We start from the raw sequence: 17,414 nt of genomic DNA, 5'->3' as shown, positions 1-17,414 counted from the left end.
CATGCGGATCACCCGGATCGAATCGATCATCCTGCTCGACAAGCTGCACATCCTCAAAGTCCACACCGACGAGGGTCTGGTGGGCATCGGCGAGGTGAGCCCGATGAACGCCCACGTCACCCACAGCGTGGTGGAACAGGCGCTCGCGCCACTGCTGATCGGCGAGGAGGCGACCGACCTCGAACGCCTCTGGCGCCGGCTGTACACCAAGCCGTACAAGCTCGGCCCCGGCGGCGCCCAGCTGAACGCGATCGCCGGGATCGACATCGCCCTGTGGGACCTGCTCGGCAAGGCGGCGGGCTTGCCCACCTACAAGCTACTCGGCGGGAAGTACCGCCAGAGTGCGAAGGTGTACGCCAGCTCGATGGCGCGCGGGATGACCCCGCAGGAGGAGGCCGAGCGGGCGCAGTCCTTCCAGGAGAAGGGCTTCCACGGCTACAAGATCCACTCGTCGACGCCGTGGATGCACGACGACGGCTTCGACCAGACCATCGCGACCGTGACGGCCGTCCGGGACCTGGTCGGGGACGACTTCCCGATCCTGGTCGACGTCAACAACGCGTACTACGAGCACACCGCGATCAAACTCGCCCACGCCCTGGAGGACCTCGGCGTCTGGCACTTCGAGGAACCGCTGGCCGCCCACGACTACGCGGCGTACGGGCGGCTGGCCGACGCCGTCGACATCCCGATCGCGGTGGGGGAGCAGGAGTACACCAGCTGGCAGTTCCGCGAGCTGATCCTGCAGGGCCGGGTCGACATCCTGCAGCCCGACGTCATCAAGTGCGGCGGGATCACGGAGTTCAAGAAGATCGCCGTGCTCGCCGACACCTTCACCAAACCGATCACCGTCCACAACACCCAGCAGACGATCGGCACCTCGGCGCACGCCCACCTCTGGGTCAGTACGCCGTCCTGCGTCTATCCGCAGGAGTACAACATCGAGCACAACCCGATCCTCGACGACGTGCCGATCTGGCAGAACCCGCTCGTCCCGGTGAACGGCGAGATCACCCCCTGGGAGCTGCCCGGGCTGGGGATCGAGCTGGACGAGGACGCGATCGCCAAGCTCCGCACCAACTGAAGTCCACCCCTGACAGAAGAGGAACGACCATGACGGCACAACAGATCTCCCGGCGCTCGATGCTCAAAGCCGTCGGCCTCGCGACCGGGGCGGTTGCGGCCGGTGTGCCGCTGGCCGCCTGCGGCGGCAACGGCTCCGGGGGAGGCGGCGGTGGCAACGCGTCCTTCCTGACCTGGGACACCAACAGCGGCACCCCGCTCTACACGGTGGCGGAGAACTGGGCCAAGAGCGCCGGCAAGACACTCGACATCCAGTCCGTACCGGGTGACGACTACGACACGAAGCTGCGGACGGTGCTGTCGTCCGGCGCGGCGCCGACGGCGATCAGGATCAACGACGACTACGTCGCCGGGTACTACGCGGAGGGATCGCTGCTCGACCTGAGGCCCTACCTGGAGAAGGACGGCATCAAGCCGGACGACTACTTCCCGGTCGCCTTCAACTTCCCGAAGCAGTCCGACGGTGCGCACGCGGCCTGGCCGATCATGACCAACCCCGGTGTCATCTACTGCAACGTCGACGCGTTCGCCGAGGCCGGTGTCGAGCTGCCACCGAAGGACTGGGCCGCGAGCGGCTGGACCTGGGACGACTTCCTCGACGCCGCGAAGAAGCTGACCAAGCCCAACGGCGAGCGGTGGGGTGCGCTGGTCTTTCCCGACACGTCGCTGGAGACCGTGTGGCCGGTCAACAACGGCAGCGACGGCATCTACTCCAAGGACGCCACCCGCTTCACCCTGGCCGAGCCGCAGGGTGCCGAGGCGGTCCAGTGGGTCGCCGATCTCGCCCTCGTCCACAAGGTCCACCCCGACTTCGCGACCGTCACCGCCGGGCGGCAGACCCCGAACTGGGCACTGTCCCAGCTGGGCACCGGCAAGGTCGCGATGCTGCTCTCGCTGACCAGCGGCATCCCGTACCTGCGCAGCAACGCGAAGGTGAAGTGGGACATCTTCCCGCCGCCGATGAAGGTCGCCCGCAAGACGGTGAACACGATGACGGTGCTGGCGATCCCGAAGGCCTCGAAGGACCCCGACGCGGCCTGGGATTTCCTCAAGTACTGCGCCGGCCCGGACGCGTCCAAGCTGCTCGCCCAGTCGCGGGGTTTCATGCCGGTCAGCAAGAGCTCGTCGGAGCTGTTCGTGCCCGACGACAAGGGCCCGGCCAACCTCGCCATGGTCACGCTGGCGCTGGACAACGCCGTGAACGAGAACTTCAGCCGCTACATCGAACGGGCCCGGACCATCTACCGGCCGGTGCTCGACGACGTCTGGAGCGGCAAACGGACGGCGGAGGCGGCGCTCGGCAGCGTCAAGCAGAAGGTCGAAGACGTACTCGCGGGCAAGGGGTGACGATGAAGATCACCGAGATCAGCGTCCAGGTGGTGTCGAAGCCCAAGGCCCACGCCGTTCGCGACGCGATCCAGCTGCTCGACCGCGACGGGCACACCCGGGTGCGGATCGACACCGACGAGGGTGTCAGCGGCGTCAGCAACACGTACTTCGGCCGGGTGGCAAGCTCGCCGGCGGTGCTGGCCCAGATCGTCACCGAGCAATTGGCGCCCGCCATCGTCGGTGAGGACCCGACGTTGATCCGTGGGATCCGGCAGAAGCTGCAGACGCTGACCGACTACCAGGGCACGGCCGGGCTGTCGTCGTACGGGATCTCGGCGATCGATCTGGCGTTGTGGGATCTCCTCGGCAAGTCGCTGGACGTGCCGGTCTGGAAGTTGCTCGGGGCGCAGCGCACCGCGATCCCGACGTACGCGATGGTGGGCTGGCTCGAGCTGGACGTCGCGGGCCTGGAGACCGTGGCGGCCAAGGCGATGGCGCAGGGGTTCCGGGGCGTGAAGATGAAGGTCGGGGGCGGTCCGCTGAGCGAGGACGTCCAGCGGATCAAGGCGGTGCGTGCGGTGATCGGACCGGACGCACGGCTGATGGTCGACGCCAACCAGGCCTTCGAGTACTCCGAGGCGTTGCGCCGGGGACGGGTGTACGAGGACCTCGACTGCCGGTGGTTCGAGGAGCCGTTGCCCGCCGCCGACACCGACGGCCATGTCCGGCTGGCCGAGAAGCTGGACATCCCGATCGCGACCGGTGAGAACCGGTACGGGCAGGCCGCCTTCCGTGACCTGATCGCCCGCGGCGGGGTGGGCGTCGTACAACCGGATCTGCGGCGGGCCGGCGGGCTCACGGACTGTTTGGAGATCGGGCTGATGGCGGCTGGGTTCGGGGTGCCGTACGCCTCGCACGGCGGCGGTGCCCACATCCACGTGCTGGCGGCGCTGCCGAACACGATCTATGTGGAGAGTGGATTGCTGCCCACCGACGGCCGGGTCGAGCTGGTGGACGGCTGTTATCCGTTGCCGCTCGGACCCGGTCTGTCGTCCTGGAACGACTGACTGGGACGACTGATTGGAACGACTGACCGGAAATGAGGCCTACCAGGATCGGCAACTGGCGGTGAATTTCTTACCAGCCTCTTGTGTGTTACTGGCGAGTCGGCGATCGTGACTTTGAGTACTTCTGTCGCCACCCCTCGCACATGCAAAGGCGGTCCGCCCCATGAAGTCCATCGCCAGTCTGCTGTCCGCCGCGGCCCTCGGCGCCGCGATGCTCCTCAGTCCCGGAATCGCCCATGCGGCCGCACCGAACTACGTCGCGCTGGGTGACTCCTACGCCTCGGGCGTCGGCACCCGCAGCTACATCGCGGACAGCGGTTCCTGCCAGCGCTCCACCAGGGCGTATCCGTACATCGACGCGGCCCGGATCGGCGCCAACCTGACCTTCGTCGCGTGCTCCGGCGCCCGGGTCGCCGACGTGACCGCCAACCAGTTGAGCGCGGTGACGGCGGCGGCCAACCTCGTCAGCGTCCAGGTCGGTGGCAACGATGCCGGTTTCTCGTCCGTGATCACCGAGTGTGCCAAGCCGTCCTGGCTCGGAGACTGCACCGGCGCGATCAACAACGCGCAGGCGATCATCAACAACACTCTGCCCGGCCGGCTGAACAGCCTGTACGGGTCGATCAAGAGCAAAGCGCCGTCCGCACGGGTCGTTGTGGTCGGTTACCCGCGCCTGTTCAACGGCACCGACTGCAACGCGGGGACGTTCTTCAGCCCGACCGAGATGACGCGGCTGAACCAGACCGCCGACCTGCTCAACTCGAAGGTCGCGGCCTCGGCGAGCGCGGCCGGCTTCAGCTTCGTCAACCCGACCTCGGCCTTCATCGGCCACGCCGTCTGCGGCAGCCCGGAGTGGATCAACGGCCTGTCCAACCCGGTCAGCGAGTCCTACCACCCCAACGTCTCCGGCCAGACCGCCTACGCCAACCTCGTCGACGACCTGCTGGTCTGACAACGCAATCAAGTCGGACAACCGGTCTGCCGGACAATCCGGCAGACCGGTTATTGCTGCGCGCGGGCTGTGTTTGTGGTGTCATGCTTGGGTGGTGAGTAGGTCTGGTGACTGGCTGCTGGCGGCTCGGTTCCAGGCCAACTGCCTGGCGCGTCCGGTGGACGAGGCCGGCCCCGGAGGGGTGGCCGATGTCGTTCGCCGGACGGGGGGTCTCCAGGCGCAGAGCTGGCGCGGCGCCGCGTACGCCGTCCGGGCCCGCTCGACCGCGACCACGATCGCCGACGTCTCCCACGCTCAGGAGACCGACCGCTCAGTCGTCCGCGGCTGGTTCATGCGTGGCACCCTCCAACTCGTCGCGACCGAGCAGGCCGGCCCGTTGCTCGGGCTCCTCGGCCCGAAACTCATCAAGGACACCGAGCGCCGGTACGGCGAACTGGGCCTGACCGAGGCGATCCGGTCCGAGGCGGCCGACGTACTCGAAGAGCATCTGCTTGCCAACGGACCGACGAGCCGCATGGAGTTGGCCGGCGTACTGGTGAAGGCTGGACTCATCGCCGAGTCGAAGGGGCAGCAGGTGTACGCCCTCATCCGGCACACCGGGTTGCTCGGGCGGTTGTGTTACGGGCCGGGCCATGACAAGGGCGAGACGTGGGTCGCCGTCCGTGACTGGCTCGGGAAGCCGCTGGCCCTCGACGGCGACCTCGAGGACCTCGCCCGGTGCTACCTGACGGCTTACGGCCCGGCTACCGCGCGAGACTTCGCCACCTGGTCGGGCCTGGCGGTGCCGATCGCCCGCAAGGGACTGCGGGCCGCCGCAACTTTGTCCTTCGAGGTCGAAGGAGTCGAGTTCTCGGCGATCGAGGATCTGCCGGGTTGTCCGGACCTGCGACTGCTGGGGGAGTTCGACCCGTACCTGCTCGGGTACGACGACCGGCGGCACGCGCTGGCCGACGAGTACCGCAAGCACATCCACCCTGGTGGCGGCATGCTGCGGCCGGCCGTGGTCGCGGGAGGCCGGGTAGTGGGCTCGTGGAAGCACGCCGACCGGTCGTACGAGCTCTTCGGCGACCTGGCCGCGCCATCCGGACAGCTGGCAGCGGAACTCGAGGACGTGGCCCGCTTCGGCGGTTGATCGTATATGCCTCATCCGGTATATATGGGCTCATGACCGAGACGTTGAGCACGGAGAACGGCCGGACCGTCTTGCGGATGCAGCGCGAACTGCGCCACCCGGTGGACAAGGTCTGGCGGGCTATCACCGAGCCGGGCCAGCTGGCCGGGTGGTTCCCCGCCGCGGTCGAACTGGACCTGCGGCTGGACGGGCCGATCACGTTCACCTTCGAGGAGGACCCCGGCGCGCCGGTCGACGAGCAGAGCCGCGGGGTGATCCGCGCGTACGAACCGCCGCGGCTGATCGAGTACACCTGGGGTGACGAGGTGCTCCGCTGGGAGCTGGTCCCGTCGGCCGACGGGTGCACGTTGCACCTGACGGCGACACACGACGACCGGCCGGGATCGGCGAGCTTCACCAGCGGCTGGATCCTGTGCTTCGACGCGATGGAGAAGGTGCTCGGCGGATCGTCGGTGCCGGAGAAGGACTACGCCGTACTGCATGAGCACTTCGTCAAGGTGTACGGCCTGGACCGGGGTGTCGTGCTCGACGATGGTGGCGTCCGGTTCGAGCGGCAGCTCGTCCGGCCGAAGGAGGTCGTCTGGCAACTACTGGCCGGTGCCGCGACCGGGTCCGTCGGCAGCCCGCCGCCGGCCGGGTTCGTTGCCAAGGGCCTCGAGGCCGGCCCGGTCACCGATGTCGCCGAGCCGGAGCGGCTGACCTTCACGTGGTCGCAGGGTGAGGTCACCTGGACCTTCCGGGACGGCAACGGCGGAGCCCGCCTGGTCCTTGCCCAGACCGGCCCCGCCGCCGACTACCTCGATGCCTGGCACGACCTCATCGAGTCGCTCGCCGCCGAACTAGTTGCCGGCGACGTACAGCCGTAGGTGCTCCGCGGTCAGGGTCGGGCTGCTCTCGACCAGGTCGGCGGGTGTGCCGGTGAACACGACTCGCCCGCCATCGTGGCCCGCGCCCGGCCCGACGTCGATCAGCCAGTCGGCGTGAGCCATGACGGCTTGGTGGTGCTCGATCACGATGACGGTGTTGCCGTCGTCAACGAGGGTGTCGAGCATCGCCAGCAGTTGGTCCACGTCGGCCAGATGCAGACCGGTGGTGGGCTCGTCGAGGATGTAGACCGACCCGGTCTTGCCCATGTTGATCGCCAGCTTCAGCCGCTGACGCTCACCACCGGACAACGTGGTGAGCGGCTGCCCGAGGCCGATGTACCCGAGGCCCACCGTCGACAGCCGGTCCAGGATGCTCCGGGCCGGGCCGCGCGCGATGAACTCACGGGCCTCTGTCACGGTCATCCGCAGTACCTCGCTGATGTTCTTGCCCCGCAGCTTGTAGGCGAGCACCTCGGGCGTGAACCGGGCACCGTTGCAGTCGTCGCACACCGACGCGACCTCGGCCATCATGGCCAGATCGGTGTAGACGAGACCGATGCCCTTGCAGGTCTTGCAGGCACCCACCGAGTTGGCGCTGAAAAGCCCCGGCTTCACGTGGTTCGCCTTCGCGAACTCGGCCCGGATCGGATCGAGCAGACCGGTGTATGTCGCCGGATTGCTTCGCCTGGATCCGCGAATCGGCTCCTGCCCGGCGATGATCACACCGTCCCGCCCGGCCAGCGATCCGTGGATCAGTGAGCTCTTCCCGGATCCGGCGACGCCGGTGACCACGGTCAGCACCCCGAGCGGGATGTCGACGCTGACGTTGCGCAGGTTGTGCAGGGTCGCGCCCTCGATGGACAGCTTGCCGGTCGGACGCCGTACGTCGTCCCGGACGGTGACCCGGTGATCCAGGTAGCGCCCGGTCAACGTGCCCGACTTCTTCAGCCCGTCGAGATCGCCGGCGAAGCAGAGCCGTCCACCGGCCAGGCCGGCCCCCGGGCCGAGGTCGACGATGTGATCGGCGATCCGGATCGTCTCCGGCTTGTGCTCGACCACCAGCACGGTGTTGCCCTTGTCCCGCAACTGCAGCAGCAGGTCGTTCATCCGCTGGATGTCGTGTGGATGCAGCCCGACGGTCGGCTCGTCGAACACGTAGGTGACATCGGCGAGGCTCGACCCGAGGTGCCGGACCAGCTTCACCCGCTGCGCCTCACCACCCGACAACGTCGACGACTCGCGATCGAGACTCAGGTAACCGAGCCCGATCGTGACCATCGAGTCCAGCGTCTCCCGCAACCCCTCCACCATCGGCCCGACCCCCGGGTGGTTGATCGTGGCAACGAACTTGGCGAGGTCGCTGATCTGCATCGCCGAGCACTCGGCGATGGTCCGGCCGTCGACGGTGGCCGAGCGGGCCGCCTCGTTCAGCCGGGCGCCGCCGCAGGCCGGACAGGTCGCCTGCCGGATCGCCCGGTCGGCGAACGCGCGCGCGTGACTCTGCATCGACTCGCGGTCCTTGCCGAGGTAGCTGCGCCGCAGCTTCGAGACGAGGCCCTCGAAGGTCAGATTGCTCTTGCCGACCTTGATCTTGGTGGGCTCCTGGTACAGGAACCGCTGCCAGTCTTCGGCCGGGTAGTCCTTCAGCGGCAGATCCGGGTCGAACAGACCGGTGGTCGCCAGCAGTTGCCAGGGCCAGGTGTCGACCGCGTACCCGGGTGCCGTGATCGCGCCCTGGTTCAGGCTCTTGTCCCGGTCGACCACCTCGTCGAGCACGAACTCGGTGGTCCGGCCGAGCCCTTCGCACTCCGGGCACATTCCCTCGGCCAGGTTGAAGCTGAACGCTCCGGGCGGTCCGACGTACGGCGTCCCGGCCCGGCTGAACAGGACGCGCAGCATGGTGTGGGCGTCGGTCGCCGTACCGACGGTGGAACGGGAGTTGGCGCCGATCCGCTCCTGGTCGACGATGATCGCGGCGGACAGGTTGCGCAGCGAGTCGACGTCGGGACGGCTGCGGCTGGGCATGAAGTTCTGGATGAAGGCGGTGTAGGTCTCGTTGATCAGCCGCTGCGACTCGGCGGCGATGGTGTCGAAGACGAGGGACGACTTGCCGGAGCCGGAGACTCCGGTGAAGACGGTGAGCCGGCGCTTGGGGATGTCCAGCGAGACACCGCTGAGGTTGTTCTCGCGGGCACCCCGCACCTGGATGACGTCGTGGCTGTCGGCGGCCGTGTGACCGGCGTACCCGGTCGATTCGGTAGCAGGCATCCTTCAATTGTGACATTGAACCAGCCGTAGGCACTTGGCTCGCGACTTACCGCAGAAGGGCTGTGAAAACCTTATACGCCCGACGAAGGTTTGCGGGCGACTCGGCCAACCTGTTCGAGCAGCTCCTGCAGTTGGCCGGCCAGTTGCTCGCGACTCGCGGGGGTGAGCGACGCGACGAGTTCGGACTCGCGGGTGAGCACCTGGTCGACGGTTCGCTCGATCAGGTCGTGGCCGGCCTCGGTGAGCGTGACGAGCACGGCTCGCGTGCCGTCGTCCGCGGTCCGGCGGGTGACCAGTCCGGCGTCCTCGGCGCGGGCGACTCGTTGCGAGATCGCTCCGGCGGTGACGAGGGTACGGCGGCTCAACTCGCGCGTGCTCACCTCGTACGGAGCCCCGGCCCGGCGCAGCACGCTGAGCAGATCGAGGGTGGCCGGGTCGACGCCGAGATCGGCGAGGAGCCGGCGGCGGTCGTCGGCGAACAGTTTCGCCAGTCGCCACAGGGGAGTGACGATCTCGATCGAGTCGGTCGGTGTCCCGGGTCGCTCCCGTTCCCAGGCGCGGGCGATCTCCGCGGCGGGGTAGGGGCTCGGCCCGTCGAAGGGGTAGCCGTCACGCGGGGAGGTCATGGTCACCATGCTACGTTTAGACCTAAACATTTAGATCTAAACGTGAGGAGTGCCGTGACCCGGACGATCGTGGTGACCGGAGGAGCGACCGGGATCGGGCGGGCGGCCGCCGAGCGGTTCCGCGCGGACGGCGACGACGTGGTGATCACCGGCCGTCGCGAAGACGTGCTGGCGAAGACGGCCGCCGATCTTGGAGCCAGGGGAGTGGTGTGCGACGCGACCGATCCCGCGCAGGTCCAGCGTCTGCTCGACGAGTTGCCGGAGCAGGTCGACGTACTGGTGAACAATGCCGGCGGCAACACCGACTTCGGTCGTGAGCAGGGCGGACTCCAGCAGTTGAAGGCAAACTGGCTGGCCAATCTCGAGGCGAATCTGCTGTCGGCAGTTCTCACCACCACCGCCCTCGCGCCACGGCTGACGACCGCCGTCGTGCACCTCGGATCGATCGCCGGCGCCCGCGGACCGGGGTCGTACGGCGCGTCCAAGGCTGCGCTGGCAACCTGGAATCTCGATGTCGCCGCGGACCTCGGCCCGCGTGGCATCACCTCGAACGTGGTCGCGCCCGGCTTCACCGCGGACACCGAGTTCTTCCAGGGGCGACTGACCGCGGAGCGGCGCGCGTGGTTGCTAGAGGCAACGATGACGAAACGCGAAGGCACGGTGACCGACATCGTCGAGACGATCCACTTCCTCGCCTCGCCCGGCGGCCGGCACATCACCGGTCAGGTGCTGCACGTGAACGGTGGCGCGCTGACCAGCCGCTGAATTCATGACAACGTCGCCAGGTGTGACAATGGCCGCATGCGTGCCACCGTCAAAGACGTCGCCAAGCTGGCCGGGGTGTCCCCGAAGACGGTGTCGAACGTCATCAACGGCGTCGTTTTCGTCCGGCCGGAGACCCGCGCCCGGGTCGAGCAGGCGCTGAGCGAGCTCGACTACGTACCGAACATGAGCGCGCGCGGTCTGCGCAACGGCCGCTCCGGGATGATCGCGCTCGCCCTGCCCGACCTGCTGCGGCCGTACTCCGCGGAGATCACCTATCTCGTCGTCGAACTGGCGCACGAGCGTGGCTGGGGTGTGCAGATCGAGCAGACCGCGGCCGAGCCGAACCGCGAGTTCGAGCTGCTGTCGAAGGGTCGTGCGCACCTCGTCGACGGCCTGATCCTCAACCCGGTGAACCTGGACGACAGCGCGGTGACGACGGCCGGTCCGCTGCCGCCCGTCGTACTGATCGGTGACGTGGACCAGGACCTGGTCAGTCAGGTCGCGATCGACAACGTGGCCGCGGCGCGGGACATGACGAAACACCTGCTGGCGCAGGGCTGCCGACGAATCGCAGCCGTCGGTACGCCGGAGATCCCGCGCGGATCCAGTGGTGTCGGCGTCCTCGGGGGCACCGCGAACGCTCCTGGTACGGCGGCATCGAGACTGCGTACGGCGGGTTATCGGCAGGCGCTCGAGGAGGCCGGCGTACCGAACGATCCGGAGCTCGAGATCAACCTGGACCGGTGGCGTCCGGAAGGTGCGGCGACCGTCGTCGGCAAGTACCTGACTGAGCACGAGTTGCCGGATGCGTTCTTCTGCTTCACCGACACGGTGGCCTCCGGGACGCTGGCGGCGTTGTGGACCGCGGGGATCGGCGTCCCGGAGCAGACGCTGGTGGCCGGGTTCGACAACATCCTCGAGAGCCAGTTCATGATCCCGCCGCTGACGACGGTCGACTTCGACCGGCGGGACTTCGTCCGGTCGGCGCTCGACCTGCTCGCCGAGCGGATGGCCGATCGGGACGCCGCACCACGGCGCGTGATCATCCCGCACCGCATCGTCGAGCGCGCCAGCACCGCACGCTAACCGACAACTTTCCTCAAAAAACTACATTGGGGAGTCTTGTCGCCACGTTCTAACGATGTAATGATCGGTCCCGCCCTCCCAAGGAGTGACCGAATGACACAGATTTCCCGGCGCCGCTTGCTGTCCGGAGCGGCCGCCCTGGCCGGCGGCGGACTGCTGCTCGGCTGCTCGCCGAGTGCCTCCCGCTCGACGGCCGACCTCAGCTACTGGCACCTGATGACCGGTGGTGACGGCGTCCTGTTCGTCCTCTTCCTGGTCGTGCCGGCCGTGTACGGTCTCGTCCTGAGTTTCACCGGTCAGACGCTGACCGGGTCGGGCGGGAAACTGCTCGGGTTCGCCAACTACACCGAGGCTCTGCAGGACCCGGACATGTGGCGTTCGCTGGGGAACACCGTGTGGTTCACGGTGCTCAGCACGATCCCGCTCGTCGTCCTCTCGCTCGCGCTCGCGCTGCTGGTGAACCTCGGGTTGCCGGGGCGCTGGTTGTGGCGGTTGTCGTTCTTCCTGCCGTACCTGCTCGCCTCGACGGTCGTGGTGATGTTCTGGAGCTGGATGTACAACCCGAAGCTCGGGTTGATCAACGGCGTCCTGGCCGAGTTCGGGGTCGCGCCGGTGGCGTGGTTGCAGGATCCGAACGTGGCGATGATCTCGGTCGTGGTCACCACGCTGTGGTGGACGATCGGGTTCAACTTCCTGCTCTACCTGGCCGCGTTGCAGAACATCCCGGAGCAGCAGTTCGAGGCGGCCGCGATCGACGGTGCCGGGAAGTGGCGGCAGTTGTTCTCGATCGTGATCCCGCAGTTGGCGCCGACGACCGCGCTGATCCTGACGCTGCAGATCCTCGCGTCGCTGAAGGTCTTCGACCAGATCTACATGCTGACCAACGGCGGTCCGGCCGGCTCGACCCGGTCGATCGTGCAGTACATCTACGAGTCCGGCTTCACCGGCTACCGGTTCGGCTACTCGTCGGCCATCTCCTACCTGTTCTTCGCGATCATCGTGCTGATCTCGATCGCGCAGTACAAACTGATCAACCGCCGGAGTCGGTACTGAATGGCCGGGCCTTCGGCGCCGGCGGGGTCATGGGGCCTCCCGGCCTTCCCTCGTCACTCCAGTCGCTTCGCTCCCTCCGCTCCTCAGTCCAGGCCGGGAGGCCCCATGACCACATATGTTCTGAGTCGCAACGTCAAACAAGGTCACAAGCCTGGCGAAAATCCCTGGGGCGTGTCCAGAATGGTCGCCTTGCTGGTGCTGGCGTTCCTGGCGGCGACCTGGCTGGTGCCGTTCGGATGGGCCGTGCTGACCTCGCTGAAAAGCGAGGCCGACGCGGGTGCGTCGACGATCACGCTGAATCCGCCGGACGGATTCAGCTTCGACGCCTACCGGAAAGTCCTGTCGGGCGGTGACATCCCGGCCTGGGCCTGGAACAGCCTGATCACCTCTGTCGCAATCACCTTCATCACGGTGGCGACGTCGGCACTCGCTGGGTACGCGTTCTCGCGGATCGAGTTCCGCGGCCGGCGGTGGCTGTACGCGGCGATCATCGCGGCCATCATCATCCCGCCGCAGTTGCTGATCGTGCCGTTGTTCCGGCAGATGCTCGCGTTCGACCTGGTCGACACCTACTGGGGCATCATCCTGCCGCAGGCCTTCGCACCGGCGATGGTGCTGATTCTCAAACGCTTCTTCGACCAGATCCCGGTGGAACTGGAAGATGCCGCCCGGGTGGACGGCGCGAACCGGCTGCGGGTGTTCTGGTCGATCGTGCTGCCGTTGTCGCGGCCGATCCTCGCGGCGGTGGCGATCTTCGTGTTCATCGGTGCCTGGAACAACTTCCTCTGGCCGTTCATCGTCACCACCGACGCGGACCTGATGACGCTGCCGGTCGGCCTGCAGACGGTGAAGAGCGCCTATGGTTTGCAGTACGCGCAGAACATGGCGTCGGCGATCCTGGCCGCATTGCCGCTCGTACTGGTGTTCCTTTTCTTCCAGCGCCAGATCATCAAGGGAATCGCAACCACCGGCTTCGGTGGTCAGTAAGGCGCGACAAGTCCAGTAAGACCAGTGCTTTAAGTGGGCGCTTGCCATCGCGCGTTTCGGTGCACCGTAAAAGCTGGACATCGGTTCCGGTACGCGGGATTCCTGTCACGATCCCTTGAAAACGTCGTCACTCTCAGCAAGGCTCTGCTGATCACTTCCGCGTCGTTTCCGGGTGCGGGAAGGACGGGGGAGTGTGCGACTGCTGCCGTCGTACGGCGCGTGTCAAGGTCGTGTCACGGCAGTCGCGCCAATCCGCCACTCGGGGACAACGATGAGAGAAGGGGGAAGTGTGTCAGCGATGACAAGGCTCGCCGAGCAGTGCCGTGATGTGAGGAGTCACGGCAAGGCAGGACTCGGTCGGGCTTCGATCCAACCGGCGGTCTGCACCGGCATCCACGAGGTGAACTCGTCGATCCCGTCGGTGAATCCGCGACGCGTGGCGGTGCTGAGGTTGAGCAACGGTTTGACCACCACGCTACGACTCGGTGAGGGCGCCACGGCGCCAGAGCAGGGCGCTACGGTGTTCGTCCAGGGTGGCCGGGGCATGGGTGATCAGCCCGCCTCAGGTGGGGTCATCCTCGCGTCGAGCGACCCCAGCTGAACAACGTCAGGGCCCATCACATGGGCTGAGTCAGTGACTCGCCGGTCTCAGGTGTCAACGCCCAGCTGAGGCCGGCAAGTCCCTGGAGCAGCCCTAGTTCTCCATCGGATCCGTGAACGAGCGGATCTCGATCGGCGAGAACCGCGCCTCCGGCAAGCGGGCGGCGATCTCCAGCGCCCGCTCCGGACTGCAGTCGACCAGGTAGTAGCCGGCCAGCACTTCCTTGGCCTCGGTGAACGGTCCGTCGGTGACGGCCGGCACGCCCTCGTTGACCCGGACCACGCGGGCGTTCGCGGTGGTCAGTCCGAGGCCGTCGACGTACTCGCCGTTCGCCTTCAGCTCCTCGGCGAGCCGGCGGTGCTGGTCGAGCACGTGGTCGATCCCCTCCGCGTGCAGGGCGTCCCAGGTGTCGGTGTTCCCGTAGATCAAGAGCATGTATTTCATCAGTGCCTCCGGTTCCGGTTACCTGGTACGTCGGAGCGCCGGTGCCGTCCTCGACACCGGCGCTCTCAACCTACTCAACTACCAGGTCGCGCCGGCCGGCTCCCGGGTGGCGGCGTTGATCCGGTTGAACATGTTGGTCAGCCCGATCATCAAGACGATCGCGGCCAGCTGCTTCTCGTCGAAGTGCTCCGCGGCGGCGGCCCAGACCTCGTCCGTCACCGATTCCGGCCGGTCCGCGATCCGGGTGGTCACCTCGGTCAGCGCCAGCGCCGCGCGCTCGGCGTCGGTGAACAGGTCCGACTCACGCCAGGCCACGACCTGGTGGAGTCGCTCGTCGGTCTCGCCGTTCTTCAGGGCCGACTTCACGCCACCGAACACACAGGGCGCGCAGCCGTTGATCTGGCTGGCCCGCAGGTGCACCAGCTCGAGCGTGGGCCCGGTCACGCCTCCTTGCATCACGGCCTTGTAGATGTTCTGCACGCCCTTGTTGGCGTCCGGGAGCAGCAGTGCGGGGTTGGTGATCCGAGCAGTCATGGGAGGTTCTCCATCAGGTGAGTTGTTGTCTTCACCCTCCTGACGGAGCCTGGCCGGAAGATGTGACACGAGCGGTCCGAAGATCTTTCCCGAGCCGCTCCTCCACTGGTACGGCGGGATCGGAGTACTGCCCGGTCAGGCAGATCGGCCCGGTCCACCCGAGTCGTTGCAACGTGGCGAAGACGGCCGACCAGTCGGACATCCCTTCGTCGCCTTGGACGAAGTACGTCTTCCAGCCGCTGTCGGTCTCGATGTACTTCGCGTTCTTGAGGTTGACGATGCCGAGCCGGTCGACGCCGAGCTCGAGTGTCACCGCGGGATCGTCACCGGCGAGTGCGTCGTGGGCCGCGTCCCACACCAGCTTGAAGTGATCGGGCAGGCCATCGAGCAGCTGTAGTACGCCGAGCGTCGACGGCACGAACTTGCCGTGATGCGGCTGGATCCCTACCTGTACGTCGTAGTGAGCGGCGAGGACGGCCGCCTCCTCGAGCAATCCACGCGTACGTCGTACCGATGCCGCGTAGCCGTCCGGGCCGAGCTCGGCCATGATCCGGATCATCGGTACGCCGGCCTGCGCACAAGCAGCGAAGACGCGCTCGGACAGGTCGCTCGCGATGCTGATCGGTTCGATGCCTTCGGCCCGTAACTGCTCGGTGAACTTCGGCAGCTCGGCCTCGGCCGTGGCGGGCGTGACGTAGGCGGTGTCGCGGACCGGGATCTCGGCACCGGTGAAGCCGAGCCCGGCGACGAGCCGGCCGAGCTCGTCACCGGGTAGGCCGGACCAGGGTTTGGTGAAGACGGACCAGAGATAGGTCATAGGTCAGCGGCCTCCCAGACCGCTCATGGTGATGCCTCGGACGAACCAGCGTTGGGTCAGGAAGAAGACGATGATCAGCGGAACGGTGGTGACGGTGGCTGCCATCAGCAACAGGTTCCACTGGGTGCCGTTGGTGTCCTGGAACACCTGCAGCCCGACGGACGCCGTACGGGTCGCGTCGCTGTTGGAGATGATGAGCGGCCAGAGCAGGTTGTTCCACTGACCGATGAACTTGAACACCGCGAGCGTCGCGATCGCCGGGACCGCCAGCGGCACGATGATCCGGACGAACGCCTGCCAGCGGTTGGCGCCGTCCAGGCGGGCGGCCTCCTCGTAGTCGCGCGGGATGCCCAGGAAGAACTGCCGCAGCAGGAACACTCCGATCGCGGTGAACGCGTGCGGCAGGATCATCCCGGGCCAGGTGTCGATACCGTGCAGCTTCGCGACCAGCACGAACTGCGGGATCAGCGTCACCTGCGACGGGATCATCAAGGTGGCGAGGTAGATCCCGAACAGCCAGCTCCGGCCGGGGAAGTTCAGCCGGGCGAACGCGTACGCCGCGAGCGCGGCCGTGACCGTTTCCAGCAGGGTCGTGCCGGCGGCGAAGTACACGGTGTTGAGCAGGTACTTGCCGAGCGGCACCAGGTCGAACGCGCGGGTGAGGTTCTCCGGGTGCCAGCTGCTCGGCCAGAACGACGGTTTCGCCGCCATCGACTCGGCGTCGGACTGGAACGCGACCAGCACCATCATCACGACCGGGATCAGCGTGACCGCGGTGACCAGGAAGCAGGCGAAGACGATCAGCTTGCGGACGGCAACCTTGTTGGAGACCACGGGGAGCGCTTCAGTTGTCATAGTGCACGAGCCTCCGCTGCAGCAGGAACTGGGCCGCGGTGATCACGACGATGAAGGCGAACAGCACCAGCGACTGCGCGGCCGCATAGCCCTGGTCGTAGTTCTCGAACCCGGTCCGGTAGATGTACATGACGAGCGTCGTGGTGCGGGTACCCGGCCCGCCGTTGGTCATGATGAGCGCCTGGTCGAAGACCTGGAACGACCCGATGATCGACGTCACGATGACGAAGAAGAGCGCCGGCGACAGCATCGGCAGCGTCACATTGCGGAAGCTCTGCCAGGGCGAACTGCCGTCCACCCGGGCCGCCTCGTACAGCTGCTGCGGAATCGCCTGCAACCCGGCCAGGAACACCACCATGCCGAACCCGAAGCTCTTCCACACGCTCATCACGACCAGTGCCGGCATCGCCCAGTTGTCCGAGATCAGCCAGGCCGGGCCGGTGATCCCGAACACCCCGAGCACGGCGTTCACCAGGCCGTCGTGCGGGATGTAGAGCCAGATCCAGACGAACGCGACCGCCACCGTGATGGTTGCGTACGGCAACAGCAGCAACGAGCGGAAGACCGCGATCCGGTGCAGGCCCTGGTTGAGCAGCAGCGCCAGCAGGAGGCTGACCAGGATCGTCAGCGGCACGCTCAGGAAGGTGAAGTACGCCGTGTTGCCCAGCGCCGACCAGAACGTCGGGTCGGGACCCAGCCGGGCGAAGTTGCTCAGCCCCGCCCACGTCGGTGAGCTGAACAGGTTCCAGTCGAGCAGCGAGATCACCCCGGCGGCCACGACCGGCCCGGCGGTGAAGACGAGGAAGCCGATCAGGCTGGGCAGGATGAACAGCCAGGCCGTCAGCGACTCGCGGTTGCGCCAGCGCGGCGTCGGTTTCGAGGCGGGACGTGGCGGTGCCGCGGTCGCCGGCGCAGTGGCGGTGGTTGTGGTTGTGGTTGTGGCCATCGT

17 protein-coding genes are annotated in these 17,414 nt (G+C 67.1%); 10 read left to right on the top strand and 7 right to left on the bottom strand.

The features are described from left to right. Position 1 precedes the first annotated feature (1 nt). The 6 genes from ACGFIF_RS09150 (at position 2) to ACGFIF_RS09125 (ending at position 6,429) form a co-directional block, all read left to right on the top strand. The gene (locus ACGFIF_RS09150; protein ID WP_393153119.1) at positions 2–1,084 is read left to right on the top strand and encodes a mandelate racemase/muconate lactonizing enzyme family protein; all 1,083 of its coding nucleotides are present in this window, start codon (positions 2–4) and stop codon (positions 1,082–1,084) included. Positions 1,085–1,113: 29 nt separating this feature from the next. Further along, entirely contained in the window at positions 1,114–2,430 is a 1,317-nt protein-coding gene (locus ACGFIF_RS09145) for an ABC transporter substrate-binding protein (protein ID WP_393153117.1), read from the top strand. A gap of 2 nt (positions 2,431–2,432) precedes the next feature. Beyond that, the gene (locus ACGFIF_RS09140; protein WP_393153115.1) at positions 2,433–3,479 is read left to right on the top strand and encodes a mandelate racemase/muconate lactonizing enzyme family protein; all 1,047 of its coding nucleotides are present in this window, start codon (positions 2,433–2,435) and stop codon (positions 3,477–3,479) included. A gap of 163 nt (positions 3,480–3,642) precedes the next feature. After that, on the top strand, positions 3,643–4,431 hold the full coding sequence (locus ACGFIF_RS09135; protein ID WP_393153113.1) for an SGNH/GDSL hydrolase family protein: 789 nt from the start codon (positions 3,643–3,645) through the stop codon (positions 4,429–4,431). A gap of 94 nt (positions 4,432–4,525) precedes the next feature. Continuing rightward, on the top strand, positions 4,526–5,563 hold the full coding sequence (locus tag ACGFIF_RS09130) for a winged helix DNA-binding domain-containing protein (protein ID WP_393153111.1): 1,038 nt from the start codon (positions 4,526–4,528) through the stop codon (positions 5,561–5,563). Positions 5,564–5,595: 32 nt separating this feature from the next. Then, on the top strand, positions 5,596–6,429 hold the full coding sequence (locus ACGFIF_RS09125; protein WP_393153109.1) for an SRPBCC family protein: 834 nt from the start codon (positions 5,596–5,598) through the stop codon (positions 6,427–6,429). On the opposite strand, the gene ACGFIF_RS09120 is transcribed toward ACGFIF_RS09125, so the two are convergent. Together ACGFIF_RS09120 and ACGFIF_RS09115 are read right to left on the bottom strand one after the other, a co-directional pair. Beyond that, positions 6,403–8,697 carry an ATP-binding cassette domain-containing protein gene (locus ACGFIF_RS09120; protein WP_393153107.1) on the bottom strand — a complete coding sequence of 765 codons (2,295 nt, stop codon included), beginning with the start codon at positions 8,695–8,697 and terminating at the stop codon, positions 6,403–6,405. The two genes, ACGFIF_RS09125 and ACGFIF_RS09120, sit on opposite strands and share 27 nt — an antisense overlap. A gap of 71 nt (positions 8,698–8,768) precedes the next feature. Continuing rightward, positions 8,769–9,323 carry a MarR family winged helix-turn-helix transcriptional regulator gene (locus ACGFIF_RS09115; RefSeq protein ID WP_393153105.1) on the bottom strand — a complete coding sequence of 185 codons (555 nt, stop codon included), beginning with the start codon at positions 9,321–9,323 and terminating at the stop codon, positions 8,769–8,771. 54 nt (positions 9,324–9,377) lie between these two features. Between ACGFIF_RS09115 and ACGFIF_RS09110 the strand changes: the two genes are divergently transcribed. From ACGFIF_RS09110 to ACGFIF_RS09095, 4 genes are all read left to right on the top strand, one after another. Further along, positions 9,378–10,088, top strand: coding sequence for an SDR family NAD(P)-dependent oxidoreductase (locus ACGFIF_RS09110; RefSeq protein WP_393153103.1), 711 nt, complete (start codon positions 9,378–9,380; stop codon positions 10,086–10,088). Positions 10,089–10,124: 36 nt separating this feature from the next. Further along, complete coding sequence (locus ACGFIF_RS09105) at positions 10,125–11,174, top strand: LacI family DNA-binding transcriptional regulator (RefSeq protein WP_393153101.1); 1,050 nt, start codon at positions 10,125–10,127, stop codon at positions 11,172–11,174. 93 nt (positions 11,175–11,267) lie between these two features. After that, positions 11,268–12,227 (top strand): carbohydrate ABC transporter permease, encoded by a 960-nt coding sequence (locus ACGFIF_RS09100; protein ID WP_393153099.1) that lies wholly within the window; start codon positions 11,268–11,270, stop codon positions 12,225–12,227. Positions 12,228–12,332: 105 nt separating this feature from the next. Further along, the gene (locus ACGFIF_RS09095) at positions 12,333–13,214 is read left to right on the top strand and encodes a carbohydrate ABC transporter permease (RefSeq protein ID WP_393153097.1); all 882 of its coding nucleotides are present in this window, start codon (positions 12,333–12,335) and stop codon (positions 13,212–13,214) included. Between the two features lie 694 nt (positions 13,215–13,908). On the opposite strand, the gene ACGFIF_RS09090 is transcribed toward ACGFIF_RS09095, so the two are convergent. The 5 genes from ACGFIF_RS09090 to ACGFIF_RS09070 form a co-directional block, all read right to left on the bottom strand. Beyond that, positions 13,909–14,259 (bottom strand): YciI family protein, encoded by a 351-nt coding sequence (locus tag ACGFIF_RS09090; protein WP_393153095.1) that lies wholly within the window; start codon positions 14,257–14,259, stop codon positions 13,909–13,911. A 78-nt stretch (positions 14,260–14,337) separates the two neighbouring features. Next, the gene (locus ACGFIF_RS09085; protein WP_393153093.1) at positions 14,338–14,793 is read right to left on the bottom strand and encodes a carboxymuconolactone decarboxylase family protein; all 456 of its coding nucleotides are present in this window, start codon (positions 14,791–14,793) and stop codon (positions 14,338–14,340) included. Positions 14,794–14,824: 31 nt separating this feature from the next. Beyond that, on the bottom strand, positions 14,825–15,610 hold the full coding sequence (locus tag ACGFIF_RS09080) for a sugar phosphate isomerase/epimerase family protein (RefSeq protein WP_393153091.1): 786 nt from the start codon (positions 15,608–15,610) through the stop codon (positions 14,825–14,827). A gap of 3 nt (positions 15,611–15,613) precedes the next feature. Next, complete coding sequence (locus ACGFIF_RS09075; protein ID WP_393153089.1) at positions 15,614–16,465, bottom strand: carbohydrate ABC transporter permease; 852 nt, start codon at positions 16,463–16,465, stop codon at positions 15,614–15,616. Then, the gene (locus tag ACGFIF_RS09070) at positions 16,455–17,411 is read right to left on the bottom strand and encodes a carbohydrate ABC transporter permease (protein WP_393153087.1); all 957 of its coding nucleotides are present in this window, start codon (positions 17,409–17,411) and stop codon (positions 16,455–16,457) included. Before ACGFIF_RS09070 ends, ACGFIF_RS09075 begins: the two co-directional genes overlap by 11 nt. Between the last annotated feature and the right edge of the window lie 3 nt (positions 17,412–17,414).

The sequence above is a fragment of the Kribbella sp. NPDC049174 genome, assembly GCF_043197365.1.
GTDB lineage: Bacteria > Actinomycetota > Actinomycetes > Propionibacteriales > Kribbellaceae > Kribbella.
Note: the sequence above shows the minus strand (reverse complement) of the source record. Positions and strands in the feature narration are given on the sequence as shown.

Bases quoted from the DNA above. Each gene is read 5' to 3' on its own strand.
- ACGFIF_RS09150 (WP_393153119.1), top strand. From the start codon at position 2: ATGCGGATCACCCGGATCGAATCGATCATCCTGCTCGACAAGCTGCAC.
- ACGFIF_RS09145 (WP_393153117.1), top strand. From the start codon at position 1,114: ATGACGGCACAACAGATCTCCCGGCGCTCGATGCTCAAAGCCGTCGGC.
- ACGFIF_RS09140 (WP_393153115.1), top strand. From the start codon at position 2,433: ATGAAGATCACCGAGATCAGCGTCCAGGTGGTGTCGAAGCCCAAGGCC.
- ACGFIF_RS09135 (WP_393153113.1), top strand. From the start codon at position 3,643: ATGAAGTCCATCGCCAGTCTGCTGTCCGCCGCGGCCCTCGGCGCCGCG.
- ACGFIF_RS09125 (WP_393153109.1), top strand. From the start codon at position 5,596: ATGACCGAGACGTTGAGCACGGAGAACGGCCGGACCGTCTTGCGGATG.
- ACGFIF_RS09120 (WP_393153107.1), bottom strand. From the start codon at position 8,697: ATGCCTGCTACCGAATCGACCGGGTACGCCGGTCACACGGCCGCCGAC.
- ACGFIF_RS09115 (WP_393153105.1), bottom strand. From the start codon at position 9,323: ATGACCTCCCCGCGTGACGGCTACCCCTTCGACGGGCCGAGCCCCTAC.
- ACGFIF_RS09105 (WP_393153101.1), top strand. From the start codon at position 10,125: ATGCGTGCCACCGTCAAAGACGTCGCCAAGCTGGCCGGGGTGTCCCCG.
- ACGFIF_RS09100 (WP_393153099.1), top strand. From the start codon at position 11,268: ATGACACAGATTTCCCGGCGCCGCTTGCTGTCCGGAGCGGCCGCCCTG.
- ACGFIF_RS09095 (WP_393153097.1), top strand. From the start codon at position 12,333: ATGACCACATATGTTCTGAGTCGCAACGTCAAACAAGGTCACAAGCCT.
- ACGFIF_RS09090 (WP_393153095.1), bottom strand. From the start codon at position 14,259: ATGAAATACATGCTCTTGATCTACGGGAACACCGACACCTGGGACGCC.
- ACGFIF_RS09085 (WP_393153093.1), bottom strand. From the start codon at position 14,793: ATGACTGCTCGGATCACCAACCCCGCACTGCTGCTCCCGGACGCCAAC.
- ACGFIF_RS09080 (WP_393153091.1), bottom strand. From the start codon at position 15,610: ATGACCTATCTCTGGTCCGTCTTCACCAAACCCTGGTCCGGCCTACCC.
- ACGFIF_RS09075 (WP_393153089.1), bottom strand. From the start codon at position 16,465: ATGACAACTGAAGCGCTCCCCGTGGTCTCCAACAAGGTTGCCGTCCGC.
- ACGFIF_RS09070 (WP_393153087.1), bottom strand. From the start codon at position 17,411: ATGGCCACAACCACAACCACAACCACCGCCACTGCGCCGGCGACCGCG.